At 44.2% G+C, this 23123-nt stretch carries 19 protein-coding genes and 1 riboswitch; of the genes, 7 read left to right on the top strand and 12 right to left on the bottom strand.

All coding sequences use genetic code 11. From position 1 onward, the window contains the following. Positions 1–51: 51 nt before the first annotated feature. The 5 genes from ACFVRY_RS13700 to ACFVRY_RS13680 form a co-directional block, all read right to left on the bottom strand. Entirely contained in the window at positions 52–720 is a 669-nt protein-coding gene (locus ACFVRY_RS13700) for a hypothetical protein (RefSeq protein WP_387500738.1), read from the bottom strand. A 284-nt stretch (positions 721–1004) separates the two neighbouring features. After that, positions 1005–1730, bottom strand: a complete 726-nt coding sequence (locus ACFVRY_RS13695; protein WP_387500737.1) for a hypothetical protein — start codon at positions 1728–1730, stop codon at positions 1005–1007. Positions 1731–2058: 328 nt separating this feature from the next. Next, the gene (locus ACFVRY_RS13690; protein ID WP_175373008.1) at positions 2059–2376 is read right to left on the bottom strand and encodes a winged helix-turn-helix transcriptional regulator; all 318 of its coding nucleotides are present in this window, start codon (positions 2374–2376) and stop codon (positions 2059–2061) included. 125 nt (positions 2377–2501) lie between these two features. Beyond that, entirely contained in the window at positions 2502–2825 is a 324-nt protein-coding gene (locus ACFVRY_RS13685; RefSeq protein ID WP_387500736.1) for a hypothetical protein, read from the bottom strand. A 28-nt stretch (positions 2826–2853) separates the two neighbouring features. Beyond that, positions 2854–3789 carry a Gfo/Idh/MocA family protein gene (locus tag ACFVRY_RS13680; RefSeq protein ID WP_387500734.1) on the bottom strand — a complete coding sequence of 312 codons (936 nt, stop codon included), beginning with the start codon at positions 3787–3789 and terminating at the stop codon, positions 2854–2856. Between the two features lie 160 nt (positions 3790–3949). Here ACFVRY_RS13680 and ACFVRY_RS13675 point away from each other — a divergent pair, with 160 nt between their 5' ends. Together ACFVRY_RS13675 and msrA are read left to right on the top strand one after the other, a co-directional pair. Further along, on the top strand, positions 3950–4558 hold the full coding sequence (locus tag ACFVRY_RS13675) for a TVP38/TMEM64 family protein (protein ID WP_387500733.1): 609 nt from the start codon (positions 3950–3952) through the stop codon (positions 4556–4558). Between the two features lie 88 nt (positions 4559–4646). Further along, entirely contained in the window at positions 4647–5633 is a 987-nt protein-coding gene (msrA, locus tag ACFVRY_RS13670; protein ID WP_387500731.1) for a peptide-methionine (S)-S-oxide reductase MsrA, read from the top strand. Positions 5634–6644: 1011 nt separating this feature from the next. Here the strand turns inward: msrA and ACFVRY_RS13665 are convergent. Then, positions 6645–7853, bottom strand: coding sequence for a DUF4349 domain-containing protein (locus tag ACFVRY_RS13665; RefSeq protein WP_387500730.1), 1209 nt, complete (start codon positions 7851–7853; stop codon positions 6645–6647). 326 nt (positions 7854–8179) lie between these two features. On the opposite strand from ACFVRY_RS13665, the gene ACFVRY_RS13660 reads away from it, so the two are divergent. Further along, on the top strand, positions 8180–8332 hold the full coding sequence (locus ACFVRY_RS13660; RefSeq protein ID WP_083205020.1) for a DUF1540 domain-containing protein: 153 nt from the start codon (positions 8180–8182) through the stop codon (positions 8330–8332). A gap of 404 nt (positions 8333–8736) precedes the next feature. Here ACFVRY_RS13660 and metE read toward each other — a convergent pair whose 3' ends face one another. The 6 genes from metE to ACFVRY_RS13630 form a co-directional block, all read right to left on the bottom strand. Next, positions 8737–11034 carry a 5-methyltetrahydropteroyltriglutamate--homocysteine S-methyltransferase gene (gene metE / locus ACFVRY_RS13655; RefSeq protein ID WP_387500729.1) on the bottom strand — a complete coding sequence of 766 codons (2298 nt, stop codon included), beginning with the start codon at positions 11032–11034 and terminating at the stop codon, positions 8737–8739. 155 nt (positions 11035–11189) lie between these two features. Continuing rightward, a riboswitch (cobalamin riboswitch) is annotated at positions 11190–11395 on the bottom strand. A 91-nt stretch (positions 11396–11486) separates the two neighbouring features. Continuing rightward, positions 11487–12353, bottom strand: coding sequence for an undecaprenyl-diphosphate phosphatase (locus tag ACFVRY_RS13650; RefSeq protein WP_387500728.1), 867 nt, complete (start codon positions 12351–12353; stop codon positions 11487–11489). Between the two features lies 1 nt (position 12354). Then, complete coding sequence (locus ACFVRY_RS13645) at positions 12355–14310, bottom strand: FtsX-like permease family protein (protein ID WP_387500727.1); 1956 nt, start codon at positions 14308–14310, stop codon at positions 12355–12357. Then, the gene (locus ACFVRY_RS13640) at positions 14285–15055 is read right to left on the bottom strand and encodes an ABC transporter ATP-binding protein (protein ID WP_387500726.1); all 771 of its coding nucleotides are present in this window, start codon (positions 15053–15055) and stop codon (positions 14285–14287) included. The genes ACFVRY_RS13645 and ACFVRY_RS13640 overlap by 26 nt, the downstream gene beginning before the upstream one ends. A 105-nt stretch (positions 15056–15160) precedes the next feature. After that, positions 15161–16132 carry a sensor histidine kinase gene (locus ACFVRY_RS13635; RefSeq protein WP_387500725.1) on the bottom strand — a complete coding sequence of 324 codons (972 nt, stop codon included), beginning with the start codon at positions 16130–16132 and terminating at the stop codon, positions 15161–15163. After that, complete coding sequence (locus ACFVRY_RS13630) at positions 16129–16830, bottom strand: response regulator transcription factor (protein WP_387500723.1); 702 nt, start codon at positions 16828–16830, stop codon at positions 16129–16131. The genes ACFVRY_RS13635 and ACFVRY_RS13630 overlap by 4 nt, the downstream gene beginning before the upstream one ends. A 195-nt stretch (positions 16831–17025) precedes the next feature. Here ACFVRY_RS13630 and ACFVRY_RS13625 point away from each other — a divergent pair, with 195 nt between their 5' ends. From ACFVRY_RS13625 to ACFVRY_RS13610, 4 genes are all read left to right on the top strand, one after another. Continuing rightward, entirely contained in the window at positions 17026–17535 is a 510-nt protein-coding gene (locus tag ACFVRY_RS13625; protein ID WP_387500722.1) for a hypothetical protein, read from the top strand. A 596-nt stretch (positions 17536–18131) separates the two neighbouring features. Next, complete coding sequence (locus tag ACFVRY_RS13620) at positions 18132–19511, top strand: ABC-three component system protein (RefSeq protein WP_387500721.1); 1380 nt, start codon at positions 18132–18134, stop codon at positions 19509–19511. Then, complete coding sequence (locus tag ACFVRY_RS13615) at positions 19511–20233, top strand: ABC-three component system middle component 1 (protein ID WP_387500720.1); 723 nt, start codon at positions 19511–19513, stop codon at positions 20231–20233. The genes ACFVRY_RS13620 and ACFVRY_RS13615 overlap by 1 nt, the downstream gene beginning before the upstream one ends. After that, positions 20226–22622 (top strand): ATP-binding protein, encoded by a 2397-nt coding sequence (locus tag ACFVRY_RS13610; protein ID WP_387500719.1) that lies wholly within the window; start codon positions 20226–20228, stop codon positions 22620–22622. The genes ACFVRY_RS13615 and ACFVRY_RS13610 overlap by 8 nt, the downstream gene beginning before the upstream one ends. The last annotated feature ends 501 nt before the right edge of the window (positions 22623–23123 follow it).

Below are 23123 nucleotides of genomic sequence, written 5' to 3'. Positions count from 1 at the left end.
AAATAGCCAGACCCCCCATTTTCTAATAGGTGATCTGGCCGCTATGTATTGTTAATATCGCATTCCTAAGGAAATCTCCAACTCATCCATCGGCCGAAGCTTCATATCCATTCCGTTGTCCAGCAGTTTTTTACCATTCACTCGCAAATTCCATATTTCACTGGTCAGAGGCGTATATCCCTTCACCGTTCTGATTCTCTGGTTGTCTTCCGACAGTTGAACCATTCCACAGCTCTTCAGCAGGTTTCTCACAGAGAGATCGCTCGTAAAGCTCATTACGTACATATGTGTCAGGGTCTCCTGCTCACTTCCACCGTTCACGTATAGGATGACTGAATCCGGGTCTTTGCCTCCGGCATCCGACTTTGCCATAATCACAATACGTGCACTTGAATTAACAGGACTGCTCTTCCAATGCGTATTACTGATTACCTTGCCGTCCATCTGTACTTCCCATTCCATTGCTGGCCCCAGGGACACATTGCTTACAGACAGAAGCTTCTGTCTGTCTTCCGCAAATACAGCAACACCGCTGCCCTGCAACAGTTCAAGAATCGTGATTCCTTTTCTATAAGTCCCGCTTAACAGCCTTTCCGTACTGTCAGCCAGCTCTTTGCCACCAACCATTAAGGAAAATGTCGGCCCCTCAGGCCCTGTAACCACTTCTGCTTTGGTACCAAGAGCAGAGGAACATCCACCCAAGGTCACAATAATAATCAATCCTAGCAACAAACGCCCCAACCCCGGCACCGCCTTATCTTCCCGACAACAACCGTTAGCAGTATCTTAGGCTGTAGTCACTTCGTATTACCTCTCCCTTTAGAATAACCGAAGCCAGTCACGTTCTCAATGCAAAATCAGGAGATTATTCCTACTGATAGGATAAAAAAGAGTCCCCTAAGGAACTCTTTACAAACACTGCTTCTATTCACACTTAGGAATATCACCTAGAGATACCAGGCTCGTCCTTCAGCCTATGAGACAGCAGGTAAACTTGATTCTTTTTATTGAACAAAGGCCTGCATATACGTACGCTTGCCCTTGGCATCCTTCACGTAAGGACCAAGTCCGGCAAACCGGGCATGATCCATATAAACACCAGTCATCCATCGACCTTCCGTCAACCCGCCATCCCATTGCAGGACCACATCCGGTGCCGATATCCATTCCTGGTACACGCGAATATGCTGATCCTTATACTCTTTACAAGGCTTGGAAAGCTCTAGCAAAGGGAATTGGTTCAAATAAGTTGGCACGAAATAAGAGGAGATCGTATCCAAATCCTCTTCAGTCAAAAAGGGTTCCCCGCCCAAAAAAGGTTCGAACAATATCGTATTCTCATACAGGGACCAGATTACAGCCTGAAGTACCATGCTTTGTCTGATGCCATTGTGGAATTTGTACTTCCGCTGTACACCCGGTGGCCGAAGCTCAGCAGGAGGTGACGTAGATTCCAGACAATGACGTTCACAACCGATACATTTAAAGCCTGACGGACCTTGAATCCACTTTTGAAACACAGTTCCACCATCATTATCACCCTTATAAAGGGAAGATATAATATTGTAAGGCACACCGATCCACGCATCCCACAAGGACTTAGGAAGATGGCTGTGAAGCATATACAGTGTCTTATCATAAATAAGCTGCACCTTAATCGAAGCAGCCTCCAGCTCGGCAACATCCTTTTTTCCATACATTATTTCCCGGGAAAACAGGGTAGTCTTCATCTTCTCGCCTCCTGTTAGTTGTGCTGAATCTAAAACATGCATCTCAAGCAGCAACCAGGTACCCGGGCTGGCTAGAGAATACTTAGGCCGGACAACAGGACAAAACAAGCGATTGGAAATCATCCCCACAAAGGCTGGGCAATGTTTTTTTCTATTATATTACACAAATCTCGACTTTGTGCAACCATTTACTATCCAATTTAAAGTAAATAAGCAATTTAATAGTCAAAAATACCTGAACATCATAGCTGAGATATCAGAGGTTGAAAAAAGCCCCTCTCCAATACAGGAGAAAGAGGCTATCTACAAGGCATTGACCGGATACAAGCTACTCGACCCAGCTCTCGGCCCATACAGAAATTTGTTTCATGACAGGCTCAAGCGCACGGCCTTTGTCTGTCAATTCATACTCAATACGTACCGGAGTTTCCGGGTAAACATGACGTACCAGAATGCCTTCGCATTCCAGATCCTTCATCCGCTCCGACAGCATCTTGTCACTCATCGAAGGGATCAGACCCGAAATATCTTTAAAGCGTTTCGGCCCGCTCATCAAAGTCTGAATAATAAGGCCATTCCACCGCTTGCCGAGGAAAGAAAAAGCTGTCTCAAATCTCGGACACATTGTCAGTTGATGTTGTTCCATTGTTTTCACCTCTCACTAATAAAACTTACTATTAGTTAGTATATAAAATTTTACCACACTTCAACCCCGATGAACATCGTTTGCCAAAAAAAAGTTAATACTGACATAACAATGACCGGTATTGGCTACTCGTTATTCCCCTCTAAAGACGCGCGTTCCGCTATTGCCTCGGTGACTACAAAGGCCAAATCATCATTACTGTACAGCGACAACACGCCTAGCACCGTATCATTAGAGATAAATCCGGCTTCCTCCTCGGATACCGTCAAGGAGAGCGCATGATGCAGAGCTGCATTGTTCTCCTGTTGCGGGTAAGCCTGCAAATACAAAGCATGCGGGTCCAGCTTATTGTTCACACACCACTGGGCAAAGACAAGAATCATCATTTCTTCATCACGCTTATAGCTCTCAATAATCTGTTCTTCCATTTGTTTACGCTGGTCATCCATTTTTATGTATATCCCCTTTCTGTTCTCCTCAATCCGTAAGCTCTTCCGCCAACTTGTGGCTTGCCAAAACAGCTGCGGCCGCGATGCCACATTGCTCTGGAGAGTCGATATGGCTTAGAAAATCATCCACTGCGCCGCTAAAGCCTCTTCTCTGGAGTATAGTATCCCAGCTTCCAAAGCCTTGGCTACGTGGCAGGCTACCCTTTTCATAAAATACCGCCGTCTCCAGATTCACTACCTCCACTGATCTACCGTTTCCATGCAGCTCCAGCTTCTCCAGATCTGTTCCGGCATCCCGAATCATGCTGAACATCCCTGACGTTCCACTACTCCAATCCAGCAGACCCGAGGATTGCAGCAGTTGCCCCTCTTCGTTACTTTGTAGCATGGAGCGTAACAGCTCATAGTCATTGCCGCACAGCCATAGCATCAAATCCAGCATATGAATCAGGTCATCATATACGGTCTCGCGACTGCTGCCGGACTGAAGCTGTGTACGATGCTTAACAGCAGTACATTGGCTGATGCCACCCGCCTGCTCTAACCAAGCCTTCGCCCCCATATACAAAGGAGCGTACCGGCGATTAAAGCCTACAGCCAGCAGAACCCCTTGCTCTTCGGCAAAACGGGTCATTTCCTGCGACTCCTTCAAGTCATAGGAGAGCGGCTTGTCTACATAGACCGAGACTCTGCGTTCTAGACATTTCATAACGATATCATAATGGGTGGGTGTTGGGCTATGCACAAATACGGCATCCACATCCCAGGACAATAATTCATTCAAATCGGTTGTACCTTTGGGAAAACGATAGGCCTCTACCGTATCTTGTACGGTTGTCGTTGAACGGCTCAACACTCCCGCCACCTCCACATCTGGATGGTTGGCAAGCAGTGGCAGATATACTTTACGCGCAATGCCGCCGATTCCGGCCAGTGCAACTCTTTTTCGATCAGGAACGATCATGTCTTGAGCTCTCCCCTTCTTGAAGTCTGATTGTTCATCACGTATGCACTCTTCCAGCTATTATACCTTGATCTGATGCAACGACAAATGACCTTTGCTTCAATAATTTCAATTTTTTCAGTATGATGAGATGAAGAGATGGAGGAAAGGGCATATTAAGATGAGAAAATGGTTGCCGATTCTGTTGTATGTTGCGGGTATAGGCGCAGCTTTTATGTACAGGAATGACATCCTCGACTGGATGCGAAATGTTCAAAACCCGATTCTGTCGGTGGGAATGGCCACCGTGCTCGCCTTATTCCCCGTTGTGCCCTACAAGGCTGTCATCGGATTATTCGGCTATGTATATGGAAGTCTTGCAGGTGCGTTGATCTGCTGGTTAGCGACTAACCTGGCCGCAGCCTTGATGTTCATCGGTGTGAAGTATTGGTTCCATGGCAGGGCAAGAGCCTATCTTGCCTCAATTCCAGCACTTGATAAGTTCACAGCTACTATCGAGCGCCGTCCCTTTGCCTCTGTCGTATTGGCCCGGCTATTGCCAATCATTCCGCAGACTGCGGTCAACGCTTACGCCGGAGCAGCGGGCCTGCCCTTCTGGAGCTTTCTACTGGCATCGGGCTTAGGCAAAATCCCCGGTATCGCCCTGTTCGCATATCTTGGCGGAAATGGGCTGAGCAATCCGGGCAACGCGATTATCGCTATCCTGCTGTACGTGGCTGTAATTGGCCTGGCAGGGCTATCATTACGCTCGCGTCCAAATGGGGCTTAATGGAGGCCACTGCTGGCAGGCGGCCCATATTTGTTTTATAATTAAATTGTGATCTATTTAATTGCATTATTCGAATGGAGGGATATTAATGAGTGAAGTTCATAAGAATCATATAGAATCCAAGACGGAACAAGCCACCTTCGCAGGCGGATGCTTCTGGTGCATGGTATCCCCTTTTGAGGAGCTACCGGGCATTATCGACGTAGTCTCAGGTTATACCGGCGGCCATACAGAGAATCCTACCTATGAAGAAGTATGCTCCGAAACTACGGGCCACGTAGAAGCGGTGCAAATCACGTTCAATCCGGATATTTTCCCATATCGCAAGCTGTTAGAACTGTTCTGGCAACAAATCGACCCTACCGATGATGGCGGACAGTTCTACGACCGGGGTACTTCGTACGGCACAGCTATCTTCACCCATTCCGAGGAACAACGGGCTGAGGCTGAAGCTTCCAAAGCCGAGCTTCAGGAGAGCGGCCGCTTCTCCAAGCCAATTGTCACTCCTATACTTCCAGCGTCCAAGTTCTACCGGGCCGAAGAATACCATCAAGGCTATCACCACAAGAACCCGGGTCATTACAAACGCTACCGCACTGGCTCCGGCCGGGATGCTTTTATCGAACAACACTGGTCCCATAAGGAAGATAAGGAAAGCCTGAAAGGACGTCTGACTCCACTCCAATATGAAGTGACACAGAATAATGCTACAGAGTCGCCTTTCCGCAACGAATTCTGGGATCATCACGGGGATGGCATTTATGTGGACATCGTATCCGGCGAGCCGTTGTTCAGCTCTGAGGACAAATTCGATTCCGGCTGTGGCTGGCCGAGCTTCACCCGGCCGATCCGCGATTACTCCGTCAAAGAAAAGACCGACCTCAGCCACCTGATGGTCCGTACGGAAGTCCGTAGTAAAGAAGCCGATTCCCACCTCGGCCACGTATTTAACGACGGCCCCGGCCCTAACGGCCTGCGCTACTGCATCAACTCCGCAGCATTGCGATTTGTGCCCAAAGAAGACCTTGAAGAAGAAGGATACGGGGAATACCGGGTACTTTTTCAGCAAGCTTAATTAGCGGGGGATGGTTATGGTAAGAGTTTGGATTGGAGCTTAATACGGGTTCGAACAAGAGTCTCAGAACGAGTAATGAGTTCGAGTTATCAGCAATAGCTAAAGTCTTCAAAAGATAAGTTCAGGAACTATTCTGCTGGTTATGTAACACCGTCAAATGAGCTCAAATACGCTTAGCTGACCAGCACCTGTGCTCCTTACAATAATATCAAAGCACAGAGCCGCCAAGCTTCACGGAATACGTGAGACTTGACGGCTCTTTTGGTCTTGCTGTGTAAACCATTAATGGAAATAGTAAAGAAATAAGGAATATCTGTTGCCCAACAATGAAATCTAACTAGAATGCTCGTTACTAACACCTGCTGCTAATTCCCGTTTCTAATTTCTACTACTAGTTCTCATCCCTAATTTTCACTACTAATGCTCGTCACTAATTCCCGTTACTCACTTCTGGCTTTTGCCCAAAATGTACAAGCTGATATCGTCCCGCGCTGGTTGCTAACTGGAAATTCTCCTGCTAATTTAAACATTTCTCCAGATATTCACACAATAACGGGATTATCTCCTGTTAATTCTGCCCAAAGTGAATTTAATCGCATAATCGGGAGAAATAACAGGATGTTTTCCTGTTATTTCCCAAAACCTAGCGATCCAAGACAAATTAACGGGACTCCGTCCTGTTAATTCTCAAGTGAGCACTGCCATATCGCCTCAGCATGCTTTGCTGTTTGGTCTCCCAAACGACTAACTTGCTTTGCTGCTTGGTCTCTAAATAACTTATTCTGGTTGCTCATCTATGTCCACTCGGACTGCATTGTTCGCTTATAACGACTCTGGTTATTCTCATCCGATTGTTCTTCACGAACTGATCCTTATGCTCGATACACTTGATTGCTTGTTTATATATTTATTGGTTCTTTCAATAAACGCATTACCTTCTACCTCCATTTAGCTTCATCAATCAAATGAAGCAGGTTCACGTTCCAGATACAAATTTCTCACCCGCACACTTTACTTCTTATCCTGGTTGTCAATCTCACGATCATCAGCAGGATCAGCACCGCCCTGTGGCGCCTGCACATCTTCCGGTTGCGACTGATCTGCTTTCGCCTGCTTCTGCGGAACCTGCGGTGACGGCTGCTGGACTTCTGGCGAATTCGGTCGCGTCCCCACCGACTGTCGATTCGCTTCCCGAATCAATGGAGATTGTTCACCCTGGCGGCGCTGTCTTCTTCTACGATAGGTTAGGACTATAATCAGAATAAGTGCTGCACCGATTAATATTGGCAGAGCACCGGCCAGGATCACCACAATCCACTGAAAGGTAATGGACAACGCATTCAGACTGCCGCCCAGGGCCTGCGATGCGCGTGTGCCAAGTGGATCCTGACCTTTTTTCTTTTGCACATCTAAACTTTCGTCCGTTTGGTACAAACGTAGCTCTACAGTTGAAAACGAAACATTCTGGTCAATATAACGCATTCTCCCTTTGATCCGTTCAATCTCCTCTTGGATGGAACCCAGTTCGTTGGCAAACGCGACGAGGTCAGCGGGCTTGGTCGCTTTTTTCATAAATTCGCTATATTGGGCTTCCATCATTTGCTTAGCCTTCAACCGGGATTCAAGATCTACGTATTCTTCTGACACGTCCTGACCCTGGATACTACGCTGGAGTTTCGCATGCTTCACTTTTTCAAGATTACTCAGAAAAGAAGAGAAGCCAGATGCCGGTACTTTCATAATAAAAGTACCACCCTGCTCGTATTCAGACATATTTTCGTTGAACTCAATAATATAGCCTTGGGCAAGCGTCACCATGTTACGAACCTCAGTCTGGGCCTTAGCGTAGTTATCCACTTCCATGTTCAGATTGGCGCGATAGATCAGCTTTTTGTTCAGACCGGTCACTACGTCACTGCCTGTAAACCCGGTACCAGCCTTGCTGGTATTCAACGCTGTAGAATCTCCTGCGGTGTCCGGACTACCGTCTCCTGATCCGCCCTCGGCTTTAGCGTCCGAATCTGCAGAAACATTAGACATAGACTTGTCCGCTATCTCAGATTTTTGTATCAGCGCCTCACTGTCAAATTTACTTTCAGAGCTAGTCGTTCCGGAATCCGCAGCCTTATTATTACTGCTGTTTTTGTCAGCCGAGCCACAGCCCGTGACAACAATAACCAGAATCAATAACCATATCCCATACAACCCCCATTTCCGCATCGCCATACCCCCATATTTTAGTAGAATACTTCTTTCTACCCAGACGATTCCAGAAGCTGGAAAGTTGCATGTTATTAAAAAGTTTTGCATAAAGTGATATAAGAGTCAGTAAAAACAAAAACAGAAGCATCCTGATCAGGATGCTTCTGTTTGCGAACAGTCCGTTTGTTTGGTACAATTACGGTGTCTTAACAGACAAATAACACCAAAAACCCTCACATCCGTTAGGATCAGGGCATGGTTCTGTTCGGACAAGCTCCACCTTGCCGAGCAGTGCATTCCATTTAACGATGCAGTCATTTTACAAAAGGGGAGGTGAAACCCTTATGGCAAAAGACGTAATCTGTGAAGTCAACTCCTGCACCCACTGGGCAGAGGAGAATAAATGTCAGGCTGATTCCATCTTTGTTGCTTTCCACAGCTCCAGCGAGCCAACACGTGCGGAAGAAACAGATTGTAAAACATTCGAGAGCAAGTAAGTCTACTAGGAAGGAACCCTCCACGGTTCCTTCTTTTCTCATTTATTCTATCAAGAATGAGAATTATTATCAAGTGTATCGTTAAAAAAATAATCCACAATAATGAGGGTGTCTCATAAGCCAGAAGGCGTATGGGACACCTTTGCGGTTGTACAGTCCTTGCTAACATACAGTAGGCTTTTGCTTGTCTGCTAAATGCCCCTGCTCACCTGACACATACTCCTGCTTATCTACTACATGCACTCGCTCTCCTATTACATGGACCTAACTCAAGCCAGCGAAGATCGCCTGAGCGAACTAAGCCAATTCAAACTCCCCAATAGCAAAAAACTGCAGGTCTCCCGCGAAGGGAAACCTGCTGGTTATCTTTTTCCGCTGCAATATCATAGCTTACAGCACTGTATTTATGCTTTGCTTGGGCTAGTCTTCGCTCTTGCGATCGAAGCGGCCTCAACCATGTTGCGCAGGGCGCTTTCGGTTTCTGCCCATCCGCGGGTCTTGAGTCCGCAGTCTGGATTGATCCAGAACAATTCTGGCTCCAATACACGCAGAGCGCGGTCGATGTTGACTGTCATTTCTTCTACAGCTGGGACACGCGGGCTGTGGATATCATATACGCCAAGGCCGATGCCTTTATCGTAATCCTGCTCTTCGAAGCTCACGATCAATTCGCCATGACTGCGGGAAGTCTCAATGGAGATAACGTCGGCATCCATATCAGAAATGGAACCGATCATGTTTTTGAATTCACTATAGCACATATGCGTATGAATTTGAGTCGTGTCTTTGACATCATAAGTGGAGATACGGAACGCTTTAACCGACCAATCCAGGTAATGCTGACGGTCTTCTGGCTTGAGCGGCAGACCTTCACGGATCGCTGGCTCATCCACTTGGATCATCTCAACACCAGCATCTTCCAACGCCTTCACTTCATGACGCAGTGCAATTGCGATTTGGTTCGCAACTTCTTCACGGCTTAGATCATCGCGGACGAACGACCAGTTCAGGATCGTAACCGGTCCAGTCAGCATGCCTTTTACCGGAAGCTTGGTGCGAGATTGTGCATAAACGCTCTCTTTAACCGTCATTGGCTCGATGAAAGCAACGTCAGCATAGATTACTGGCGGCTTCACGCAGCGGGAGCCGTAGGATTGCACCCAACCGTTGCGAGTGAACAGATATCCAGCCAACTTCTCACCGAAGAATTCAACCATGTCTGTACGTTCGAATTCACCGTGTACGAGTACATCCAATCCCAGCTTCTCTTGGAATGTGATGACTTCGTCGATTTGATCGCGAACATATTGATCATAACGTTCTTGGCTCCATACACCTTTGCGCCATTTGAGGCGTGCTTGGCGAACTTCCGGTGTTTGCGGGAAGCTGCCGATCGTTGTTGTTGGCAGCAATGGCAGGTTCCATTTCTCCTGTTGTACTTTCACGCGCTCTGCGAATGGCAGGTTGCGGTTTGCAGGAAGTTCAGCCAATTTGCGCACTTCTGCAGCGATATCTTCACGGCCGCGCTCAGGCAGCGCACGGAAGGTAGCAAGCGCATCACGGCTAGCTTGCAGTTCGACAGCGACAGCATCACGGTTTTCCAGTGCAGAACTGATCAGCTTCAGTTCAACCAGCTTCTCGTTCGCGAATGCCAGAGCATTCTTGATTACGGATTTAACCTTGTCTTCGCCTTCTACGGTTACCGGTACATGCAGCAAGCTGGAGGATGGTTGCAGGAACACACGATCCAAGCTAACATGAGTCGCGAGCTTGTCCAGCAGTGCCAGCTTAGCATCCAAGTCGGAGCGCCAGATGTTACGACCGTCGATGATACCAACGCCGAGGATCTTGTCTTCCGGCCAGCCCAGACGCTCGATCGATTCAAGGTTCGTACCGCCATCGTGTACGAAGTCCAGACCCAGACCTTGTACAGGTAGTTTGAGCAGCGCTTCAAGCGGTTCAGCAGCTTCGAAGTAGGTTTGCAGGATGATGTTCAATCCTGGCACAGCAGCAGCGATTTCTGCATAAATCGTCTCAAGCAGGCTGATATCTTCATTTGTAAGCCCAGTTACAACTGCAGGCTCGTCTACTTGTACCCACTTCACGCCTTCTTGCTCCAGCTCTTGAAGCAGTTGTACATATACAGGCAGGAAACGCTTCGCGATTTCAGCCTTTTCAGAGGGTTGGAATCCTTTGGACAGCTTCAGGAAGGTGTAAAGGCCGATGACAACCGGCTTCCCTTCGATCCCTGCTTTTTCTTTGGCAAAACGGTATGCGGCAAGCGGCTTGTTCTCAGTCAGACGCGGCGTTTGGTTGCCGATCTCTGGAACGATATAGTGATAGTTCGTGTTGAACCATTTGGTCATTTCGCATGCAGTGGCAGTAGCGTTACCGCGAGCCATTGCGAAGTAAAGATCCAGGCCGATGTCTCCGCCATCGTATTCATACCGTGGAGGCACGATGCCGAACATTACGGCTGCATCCAGCACATGGTCGTAGAATGTGAAATCATTGACCGGAATCAGATCAATACCGGCTTCTTTTTGTGTTTGCAAATGCTCAAGCTGGATTCTTTCCATTTCGGAACGGAATTCAGTTTCATCTTTTTGGCCGGACCAGAAGGTCTCCAGGTTCTTTTTCCATTCACGGTTCTTCCCGATTCTCGGGTACCCGAGGTTACTTACTTTTACTGTTTGCGTCATTCCTAGGTTCCTCCCTTATCTCACTAATAATCTATATGCGTCATGTTTTATACCCAAAAAAGGCGTCTTTCCCTGAAAGAAGTCAGAGGGAAAGACGCCCTAGTATTATACATACTGGTAGCTGGTCTAACACCGTCCTATCTTCCGTAGGTAAAGCTGTGCTGTCGAAACAGGTAGGTCTCCTGGCTGCGGCGTCTACATCTTCAGCCGTCTTCCCGAACAGCATATGCTGCCAGTGACGAGGGTTGCTGAAGACTCTTCCGTTACAGTGGCGGGACCGCGTCGGTCTTGCACCGAACTTCCCTATTAAGCCATCCGGTATGTCTAGCATCCGGCAGGCACCTGTATCCGTTATTCAGTTTCGGGAATGAATATAACGTCATCATACTGGAATACCAAGTAAACCGCAATAGATTATGAGTGTAACAGTTATACGGAATCCTTATAGCCAGTTAGAAGAAAATAATATACACCACTGCCGCAAGCACAATCCGGTAGATAGCGAAGGGCATCAGCTTGACCCGATTGATCAGTTTCAGGAAGAAACGCATCGACAGCAACGCGAAGACAAAGGCGCTAATGAAGCCCGCGATAAAGAACGGCAAGGACTCCATCGTGAAGTATTGCCAGTTCTTCATTAAAGAGAGCAGCGTAGCTCCCGCCATGACCGGCACGGCCATAATAAACGTGAAGTCAGCAGCTGCCCGGTAGCTCATCCCCAGCAGTACGCCCCCGGAGATAGTGGAACCAGAGCGGGAAAAGCCTGGCCAGAGGGCAAAGCACTGCATCAACCCGACACCCAGCGCCTGCTTATAGGTCACTTGATCGACCGTTTCGGTCTGGACCTTCTTCGGTGCGAAACGGTCGGCACAAATCATGAATACCGCACCAATAACGAGACCAATCAATACAGTTGCCGTCGAGAACAGATGGTCATCAATATAATTCTCTGTCAGTAAGCCCAGGACTGCGGCAGGAATCAGACCGATCAGCACCATACGAAGCTTCAGATGCCCTCCTTCACCGGAAGGCTGCTGTGGCTGTCCATCCGGCACAGGCTGCATTTCTTTACGGCTAAACCGCTTCAGGCCGAGCAGATCAAAAAATCTTTTCCAGAAAATAACCACAACTGCCAGGATCGAGCCTAGCTGGATAACAACTTTAAAAGTATTGGCTGTATGTTGGCCCAGAAACGCCTGTGATTGCAGCCACATATCATCCACGATAATCATATGGCCTGTAGAGGATACAGGAGCAAACTCGGTTATACCTTCGACGATGCCAAGAATAATTGCTTTAATAATCATGAGCAGGTCCATGTCAGATCCTCCTTAAATTTTTCTTCAGATTGCGTAGGTAACGACTTCGGATGAAAAAGAAGTATAATACCTGCGCGACAAAATAAACCGCCAGCACCGCTCCAGTCTCGATCACGATCGATAAGTAGAACAGGCGCTGCAGGGCAATAAAAGCAAATAGGCTGTGCAGCATAGCCAGTCCAATCGGCACAAAGAACATCAGGGACAGCTGAACGGTCACAATCCGGTCCAGTTCCCGGTCCGTTAATCCCATCTTGGCCAGGGTGGAATATTGCAGACGATCATAATCGAGATCCATGTACAGACGGAAGTAAAGAAAACTTCCAGCTGCAATGAAAAAGACGGTGCCCACAAGCAAAGAAGCAAACAGCATTGTACTGTACAGAGTCTTGTGAATCTCAAACAATGTGCCACTGACTGCAATGGCATAGGGATAATCAGCCGTGTATGTCCTCTTACCCTTGACGGAAAGATCGGTCGCAATCCCAACCGTCCGCAGCAAATCTGATACATAGAATCCCGTATACTTATCATTCTGCACGGGGCGGATAGCGGCATACAACTCATCACTGACCACAATGCCGCTAAAGTCACCCCCGTCGACGCCGTCCAGTGCCGGGAGCAGATGGTTCGCAATCGGTACTTCCTCCGTGTAGCCGACCTCGCGAATTGAGTTTCCCTGCCGCAGTGTATATGTAGCCTTGACTCGCTCGCTAGTCAGACTGCGATCCCGCTGGGAAGCGATCATGACCAGCCCGTCATGACCCTCAAGCGGTCTTTCGGACGAACGGAATCCAGCCTTCAGCAGCGCCTGCTTATAAAGACTGTATGAGATCAGGGGTAGCAGCCGTGTCCGATCCGGTCCGGTCTGTGATTCCACTTCTGCATATTTAATTGGAATACTAAGTGTATCAAAGGTCAGACCACGGCCTTCGAGCTCCCTGCGAATACTATCCAGGTGCTGCTCTGTTTCTGCCGCGTCTTCCGTACCTTTAGCCACATAGCCTACAGCTGCCGGGTAATTTAGCTTCAGTTCCCGAGTCAACGTCTGAATGGAAGCAAATACACCAACAGAAGTGAAAGACACAGCCGAAATAATCGTGATGATGAAAAACATGCGTCCGTTCTCTTTCCAGCGGGAGGACAGGCCTGAGAGTGCGATCAGGTTAATCCGGTGCCAATACAAACGCCGGGTTCTCTTCAGCAGCTTCACAATGTAGATGCTCAGTTGGGTATAAAACAGATAGGTTCCAACGACCGTAATGACCACGACAGGGAACATAATGACATCTACCAACGCCGCGCGCACTGTGGCGGCCATAACGTAGCCAGCGATCAGGAACACTGCTGACAGCAGCACAAGTATGACAGAGACCTTAGGTTCTTCCTCATGCTTGCCTTCACCCTGGAACAGCGGCATTGGGTCCTCAGGGCCGGTTAGCGCAAAAGTACACAATGAGATCAAACCAAACAACAGCACAAAGCTGCAAATGGTCAGCACCGGGGCCTGCCAGGGCAGATGAAAGGAAAGCGAATGAATGCCAAGGAAGCCGGAGCCGATCATCAGGAACAGCTTGCCAAGCAACAAGCCCAGCCCGGTACCGGTGAAAATTGCCGCGCTGCCGATCATCATATTTTCCAAAAAGACCATCAGGTGCAGCTGTCGCTTCGTCATCCCGTGCATCAGAAGAATACCGAATTCCTTCTTGCGGGATTGCAGGAACGAACCCACCGATACGAGGACAAAAAGGGAGCAAAACACAAAAATAGACCCTTCAGCCACCATCATCGTTTGCGTTGCGGTACTGAAAATCAGATCCTTGGACAGAGCCGGGTGATAAATAAACAGGGCGCACAGAAAGAAGATCATCACCGAGAACGAGCTGCTGACAAAATAGGCGGCGTACTTCCGCTTATTACGAATTACATTTCTATAAGCGAATTGCCGAAAGGTCATGGCCCGCGCCTCCCAGAAGCGACAGCATGTCAATGATATTCTGAAAGAAAGCGGCCCGGCTGCTGCCCCGGTACATCTCGCTGTGGAATCGTCCGTCTTTGATAAAAATCACCCGGTGACAGAAGCTCGCAGCCACGGCATCATGTGTAGCCATCAGTACTGTCGCTCCCTCCGAAGCATTGATCTGCTCCAGCATACCCATTACTTCGCCCGATGTTTTGGAGTCCAGGTTGCCTGTAGGTTCATCAGCCAGAATCAGCGTAGGTCGGTGGATCATAGCGCGGGCGATGGCTGTCCGTTGCATTTGTCCGCCGGAAATCTCGTATGTCCGCTTCTTGAGCAAATGTCCGATACCGAGCGCTTCCGATACCTGCAGCAGCCTGCTCTCCATCTCCAGGACAGAGGCGCCAGCCAGTGTCAACGGCAAAATGATGTTCTCTTCCACGGTGAGCGTGTCGAGCAAATTGAACTGTTGAAATACAAAACCCAGCTCATGACGGCGGAACAAGGCCTTCTCTTGTCTGCTGAGCAAATTAGGGTCTCGTCCACCAATCGAAACTTCACCGGAAGTAGGCTGATCGATGGTGGCGATCACGTTCAGCAGGGTCGTTTTCCCGCTCCCTGAGGGTCCCATAATACCGACAAATTCGCCCTTTTCCACAGCAAACCGGATATGATTCAGCGCATGCGTGGACACTTGGCCCTCATAAATTTTGGATAAATTATTGACTTCAAGTATGGGCAAGTGCCGCCGCTCCTTCCGTGGCCTGGAATGCTTTTATTATACAAACACGTCACAGGCCCCAGCTATTTCTGAAACTTACAGTTACCTTACACAATTGTAAGGTGGTTAGAATACTATCCGTACGGTTGAGCCTTTCCCTACCTCTGAAATGATACTTACCTCATAACCGAGCTTGGTACAAATCTGCTTAACCAGGTACAGCCCCATCCCGGTGGATTCCTGAAAATTCCGGCCGTTTACGCCAGTAAAATAAGGGTCAAACACCCGCGGCAGATCGCCCGGCGGAATGCCTACCCCTTCATCACGTATATCCAGTACTACCCTATTATTCTGCAAATAACCTGCAAAATGAATGACTGCTCCCTCCTTTACCGTGTACCGGACAGCATTGGTAATAACTTGGGTCAGCACAAAGGACAGCCACTTCTCGTCCGAAGTCACCACAATATTGTCGTCTACCATTATAGACGGATACACACGGCTGCGAATGAACAGTCGCTTCTGCTCTGAGGTAATTCGTCGCAGGACTGTCTGCAGTTCCAACTGCTCGACATAGAAATCATGCTCGAACGTATCCAGTCGTGCTGTATACAGCACAGTCTCTAGTCCTTTCCGCAAACGGTCCAACTCGTCTCCAATCGCTGTGAAAGGTGGGCCATCCTTATCTTGAATAATCAGATGAATGACGGACAACGGGGTCTTCATGCCATGAACCCATTGATTGATGAAATGAATATGCTCCTCCAGCTTATGGCGGTAACTATGCAGATCATTCTTATAGAGGCGGAATTGATGGGTTAACAGCCCGCGCAAGCTATCAGCCAGCGGCGTATCCTGTGACGGGCCGCCCGTTTCGTCCAGCGTGGAAGGCCGTGCAGTCATCCGTTCGTAGAAGGTACGGTTGGAGATGTAACGGAAACCGAGGTAGGCAAGCAGCAGACAAGTACTGAGGATATCAGCATATACACTGACACTGACGTCACTGCCTCCATCCAGTCTGTACACCAGTGTAATGACAGCAAGTTGGGTCAGATATACGAGGATCAATGTCTTTTGCTCCCGTAAAAATAGCTTCACTCCCAATTCCCCCAGTTCGGCGTCAGACGGTAGCCTTGACCGCGCACGGTCTGCAGGCCGTCATGGATCTCGAGCAACGCTAGTTTTTTACGGACCCGGGTAACGTAGACGTTAAGCGTGTTGTCATCGACAAACACCTGATCATCCCATATCTTCTCCAGCAAGCGGTCACGGGTGACGATGGCTCCGGCTTTTTGCATCAACTCGTCCAAAATCTTGACCTCCGTATGGCTGAGATCCGTTCGGTCATCGCCCCGGGACAATACCAGCCGTTCCACATCCAGCGTCAGACCGGAGACGGTAAGAATCCGGTCATTAAGGTTGCTCGCATAAGTACCATAGGCGCGCCGAAGCTGACTTTTTATTTTGGCCATAGCAATCTCATAATCGAAGGGTTTCGTAATGTAGTCATCCGCGCCGTTCTCCAGTGCCATCACCTGATCCATCTTGCCCGCTCTTGCCGAAATGAACAATATCGGGCAAGTAGAGATGCCACGAATCTGGCGGCACCAGTAATACCCGTCGAATTTAGGCAGGTTGACATCCAGCAGCACCAGATGCGGAGCGAACACCTCAAACTGCTCGCGTACCGTCTCGAAATTGTGCACGGCCTGTGTCTCATAACCGAATTTATGTAAGTAGTCCTGGAGCAGAGCTACCAGCCCTTGGTCGTCTTCAATAATGAATATTTTGAACATCCTTAGTTCGTGCCTCCAATCGCCCCTATGGACTCAAGTCTTCGGGGTCTGCCACCTAATATATACAGCACCGGGGATGTACGTCAAATTCAGCTCTATAGCATACGCGGCAATTACATTCTATAGTATCCTATAAACTTAAGTGAAATAATGGAATATCATTACAACAATAACTGGATAGGAGCTTTTAGGAATATGAATGCTATGAAAGCAAGTAAACTTATACTTTTCTTGGCATCGCTGGTTGTGCTGCTGGCTGGCTGTACGTTTGAGATGATTCAGCAATCGGTTGATACACCGATATACCGTGGGCAAAGCTTAAATCTGGCAGTCATTGGCGACCCGCCGATCTTGAGAGAAAGGCATGTGACCTTCACAGAGATTACTTTTGAGGATTTGAAAAGAGGGGCTGAGCTTGCGTCCCATTATGACGCCGTCTTCATTATAAAGGAACATCTTCGCGAAGCCGCCAAAGGTCAATATGCAAAAATGTACATGGAGACGGGGCCTCCCATCTTCTTCGTGGAATCCAAGAAGCCAACCGCGATTTATGCCGTTGAGGATGTGGAATATGATACTTTTGCAGACATAGATACCGGTATGTATATTTCCGGATTTCTGCTGCACCCTGAGGATCAACCCGGTGGAGATCCACCAGTCATGGCGCGTCAGGATTGGGGGGTGGACTTTATAATAACATTGTGAATGATACGAACGTTAAGGATGTGTACTCGCGGGTATTTGAAACGATTGCATCCATCAATAAGGACAGTAAACAAAAGAGCGACCTCACCGGATATTTCCGATAAAGTAACTTTTTACATATGCACAGTCCCCAGAAAACATTGAATCTTTCTTACTTAGAAATATATACACTACTAATGCGTACAATATCACACACTAGAACTATCCTACCCTTTCATAATATGAGTAAACCAACTCTTGACAATATGAGTCTCTTTCAAAGATGTATGAGCAGACTAAACTACAATTCCCAGCTGTTTTAGAATAGGTTTTTCCGGCTTACACAGGCGTCTTTGGAGCTATGTATTCCGGTATTCACTACGATTTCCAAGTCGATTCCCAACCACATATTCAGTGGCCTAATAGTTTATTTTCTTTTAATATCTCCCCTCTATAATCGTTAGCTCAATAAATAAATTTAGATTATAACCAGTCAAAGAATTCTCAATAAAGAAAAACCCCCTAATGTTCAAAATAAAGGGAGGAAAATGTGATTTTTTGTAGAATGCATATAGTATAATAGTACCAATTAAACCAAATAGTCGAGGTATTAAATTATGAAAACAGCCTATCACGATGCCATGAACAGTTGGAACGGGTATAGTCACCAAGGAAAAGTTGCATTGTATTCCACCCTTTCAATGATTAATGATCTTTTACTTAACGAGACCAACTCAAATGAATACATGCTAGAACTAGAATATCTAGAGGATTTCTCTATAATACATAACGAATCACCCATACAAATTCACCAAGTAAAGACATATAGTTCAACTGCCCCCAGTGAATACAAAGATGCAGTATGGACTCTACTAGGTAAAAGTCTTATGTTTGAAAGTATTAAAAAATGTTATCTGCATACTTCAGAAAAACTCCCCATTAAAGAAAAATTGAAAGAAGCATACTCTAATGCTGTTGCTCCTTCAACTTCCAATTCAGAAACCTTATTTAGTCCTTATGACTATTATGCATACATTAATGATTGCAACGGTTACGACAACGCTTTCAACAAGTTTGACTTATATGTATACGATAATGAAGCATTTTGTAACCTAAGTGATATTAAACAAATGATATTAAACCAGATACGATTGTATTATTCTAAACGCGGCCTCTCACGCGGTAATGAACATGTAGAGAGAGCTTACTTCGTTTTGTTAGCCTCTATAGATCATCATATTACATTAAGACATGAATCATTACAGTTAGGGATTGCCAATATAGATAGAACGATCTCTTTTTCACACATTATAAATTTATTAGATAAACATTATGAAGAGCCCTCAAAATCTTACTACATATCTCACCTTAAAGAGCTTTTTTATTCTTCTTGCGAGCAATTTTTGTATAAGCATCAACAACAATATTCAGAATTATCTTCTTATCAAAGAATAGTTAGTTTTTCCAAGGAAATCATGAGAATGGATGATTTGTCTTTTTTAAGACTCTGTAAAAAATGGAGTCCTAATGTACATGCATCTGAACTTAATTTAAGTACTTTTCATGGTTTAATCCCGACACAAGGACTTAACGATCCTTTTCTAAAATCACTATTTAATTTTAGTGAACCTTTACAAGATGATAAGTTTATGTTTATGAAAAAAAACAGCATTCAACAAAATATAACTTATTTACCTACAACTCTAAATGACAGGCCAACTACTATTTTTGATGACAACGAAATTGATGAGTATGAGAAAGGAAGAATTGCATCACTAATAATACTGAATTCAGACATCGATGATCTACATGAGGTGGATGTAATGATCTCATCTTATCTGTCTATGGAATCTCTAGAAAAAACAGCTTTCAGATACACAAAGGAAATCCCAGAAATCGATGAAATTAATGGCGAAGGCCTTGAGTATGAAAAATTCATGAGAATCAAACAAATTCGAATGATTCCTTTTAACATAGCCAGGGAGGAACTGAAATAATGGAAAAACTTTTATCCGAGTTATTTAACAAAAGCAACTTTAATATTATCAAGCCCTTATTTTTAGAAGAGCAGTCTGGTTTTTTAGCCTCCAGTACTGAAATGAATAAAGCTAATTATTTCCTAGTTGTTTTTGAGGATGAGGAAAATTTAAAATTTAATGAATTGAGTGATCGATTACATCAATATTACAGTGCAATGAAAAATTTAGATCAAGGTTATGATCGTCGAATGGATAAAAACCTTACTATTATTATTGCTCTGAAAAGAGCAAGTTTATCAATCAATGAAAAGCTCAACAGAAATATTTTCGAACTTGAAGAAAACCCCTATCAATTTAGATCACTCGTTTTAGTTTATGGTGATGTTGAAGTAGAGCAAATTAATCAATTGCGAGAAGATCAGGACCTGTTGCCTTTTTTATATTCTCTCATTAATAACAGAGATAGTTTTCATGACTTTAAAAAATACCCTTTTGAACTTACTGCGTATAGCTTAACAACTCGATTATTCATAAAATTGCCTTTTATAAATTATAGGGGCCTTAATGAGGAACTCAACCTCTTATCTGATGATATAGATGAACGTTTGAATAAATTCGGACTTAATGATACTAGAAAAAGTGCACTTTCATTACAAGTGAGCCTGAATTCTTCAACATTTTCACCTGAACAAAAAGCACGTTTGTTATCTCAATGGCTTGGAGTGAAAAATAATGAATAATTATCACATAGAGAGAATCCATATTGAAAATTTTAAATTAATTGACAAATTAACTCAATCTTTAAGTTGGAACGGGTATGATTTAATCATGCTTGATGGGCCTAACGGATTCGGTAAAACTACCATCTTCGATGTTATTGAATTAGTTCTCACTGGGAAAATAAAAAGAATTTTGTTGGACGATGGTCGTATAACATACAAACAGGACTTGTTACGTAAAGATCCAAGTAAAAAATGTGAACTGAAAATCAAATTCGTTAACAAAAGCGACGGCTCATGTTTTACTATTTCTAAAAAATTTAATGAAGCAGAAAAATCATACAAGGCGGATAATCTTTTTAACTTTGATACATTTTTATTAGAATCATTTGAATGTGAAGAAAGTAAATATATTCCTATTGATCAGGCTTATATTAATGATTTATTTAGTGTAGAAGATATAAATCGTTTTTATAATTTGTTTTATTATGTACAGCAAGAAGATAATACTTATTTTTTGAAACAAAAGGCCAAGGATCGTATGGATGCAATATCTCATCTATTTGATACCAAAGTAGAACAAGACCAAAGAAAGTCAATTAATGATTTACACTTAACTTTACGACAAGAATTAACTAAGGTAAACAAATCAATAAAAGAGAAAAATAGCGAAATATCAAAACTTAATGAAATTGTCCCATCTGCTAATACTAGTAATGATAACCTTCAACCATATTTTAAACTATTAAGTAATCTTGAAAACCCAAAACCTTGGGATCTTGAGTCCCCTACAATTACAAACCGCGATGCCTATAATCACATTATTGATGAAATTAAATTAATTGGCGATTTCGCGAGGCATTTCGACATGTTTATCAAAGCTAAAAGCAATACACAAATAGATAATCTTATAAAACAAAAAGATTTAATTAAGGAAACCATTTTATTTTATCATCACTTAGAAAGCTATGAAGCGATAAAGGAGTTACATGAAAAACAGAAATCACTACAAGATTTTAGAACAAAATTTTCTCGAGATTCATTTTTAAAAAATCCTGTGAAATCTATTACAAATGATATGATTAAATTTTTTGATGTTCCTCTTAATTTAGAAACCATTAATGCATTACTTAAGGAAATACAAATTGAAAAATCCAATGCTAGTGATCTTGAAAACTTAATAAGAGAATTAAATCTTTCACGAGATCAAGTCTCTCTTAAATTTAAAGAACTCTTGGATAAACACGATACAATAGATGCAAAAAACTGTCCGCTTTGTGGCGCAGCTTGGTTTGATTATCAAGAATTACTTGGGGAAATCAACAAAAAACAAGATCTTTTTATATCCTTATATACGTCCACCAACAATCGGTTAGATGAGTTATTCAACACTTTGTTTGATAATCATTTGACTAATGCTCTATTTTGGGTTAGTGAGTATCTTAATAAGAAGGAAAATTTAATTGACGATGATTTTATAGAACGTTTTAAAAAAAATATAGTAAATAAAAGCAAATATGAAAATTTTGTTGCATGGTGCGTTAAGAAAAATATCTCAATAATAGAGGTTTGCTCAAAAGACAGACAACTCATAGAAAATATTCAAACCATTGTCGGTGAAATTACGGATTTGCTCCTTAAATTGAGGTATCAAATTGAAGATAATTATGACTCTAAAGGCTCACAACACATTGACTTCAAAAGAATATATAAGGACATCTTTAGTGAAAACAGCGATCAGGTGTTGGAAATCAAGCAAGATCATATCACTAATAAAATCAAATATATTGATCATATATTCTTTTCGTCAAGAGCCATAGAACTATCCAAAGTTACAATAGCTCTTAAACAACTACAAGATAAAAGAGATGCTATAGTAAAGAAAAACATAGAATTGAAAAAAATTATTGATGAATACGATAGAGCAATTAAGCAACATTGGAATAAAATTATGAAAGATATAGAAATTCCTTTTTATATTTATAGTGGTAAAATAATCCAATATTATCAGAAGGGTCTAGGTATCTTTATCAAAGAAAGTAAAAATGGAGAAGCGAAAACTATTAAGTTTGTTTCCCATGATTTTAGTGAACATGACGCAGTAAATTATTTCAGTTCAGGTCAACTATCTGCACTAGTCCTCTCCTTTACTCTATCTCTTAATAAGGTTTACGGAAATACTGGCTTAGGGCTAATATTAATTGATGATCCTGTTCAAGCAATGGATGAAATTAACATGGCCTCACTTACAGAGTTATTGAGAAATGAGTTTGATGACAAGCAAATTATCTTGTCAACACATGAAGAGGATGTTTCAAGATATATTCGATATAAATTCAACAAATATGGAAAATCAACTCATCGTTTTAGTGTTAAGCATGATTTTCACTTTTTAATGGGGACTAATTAAATGTAAAACCAGAATTTCAAATAAACATCCCACCATTCAAATTCAAAGGTGGGATGTTTTTCTATTCATACGCAGTACAATTACTGCTTGTGAAACATAAAAGGTGCTATTGCATGATGATTATGACGAACTTGTATGTGATTTCAAACTATTAACACTTTTTGTATGAGTTATTAAATTATCTTTGTAAGGTTCCACCCCGCCAATTTAGCTGAGGCAAACTAACTTTCTTACCACACGTTCCAGTTATCTCACATAGTTTTTAGTCATAATTCCATTTTTTTCAATAAATAATAATATAATCTATTAATTGAAAGATCCGCGTTTATTGAAATGGGATATTGTATATGTATTTTCGAACATTCACTAGCGAATTAGGACGGGGCTAATGCAATTATCTAATCAAAACGCAATTCACTACCTGACCTACAATTCAATGACACAAACCTATTTTCATAGTCGTATCTGTTCGGAATGTAAGTTTCAAAGAAAAAAGACACC

The organism is Paenibacillus sp. NPDC057934, from assembly GCF_042887565.1.
Taxonomy (GTDB): domain Bacteria; phylum Bacillota; class Bacilli; order Paenibacillales; family Paenibacillaceae; genus Paenibacillus_AQ.
The sequence above is the reverse complement of the archived record's forward strand: the minus strand, read 5'-3'. Positions and strand labels throughout refer to the sequence as shown.